We start from the raw sequence: 231 nt of genomic DNA, 5'->3' as shown, positions 1-231 counted from the left end.
ACGCCGCTGTCGGTAGCGCTGATCGCCTACGCGCTGGATGGCCAGCGCATCGGCGCGGCGCGCGGGCGGGCCATCGCGATCATCCTCGCGGGCGTGGTGCTGTTGCTGGTGTCGCAAGCGCATGCGTCGAATGGTGCGTTCGTCGGCGGGGCTGCACTGCTGTTGCTGGCCAGCCTGCTCTGGGGCAGCTACACGCTGGGGTTGCGTCGCGCCGGGCTCGACGCCATCGGC

1 protein-coding gene is annotated in these 231 nt (G+C 71.4%); it reads left to right on the top strand.

Annotated features, from left to right (window positions below; translation table 11 throughout):
* A partial coding sequence (locus ACVA58_RS28790; protein WP_446513638.1) for a hypothetical protein occupies positions 1-231 on the top strand: 231 nt, incomplete at both ends.

This window comes from Photobacterium sp. DNB22_13_2, from assembly GCF_052873915.1.
This window is presented reverse-complemented; position numbering and strand designations above follow the sequence as displayed.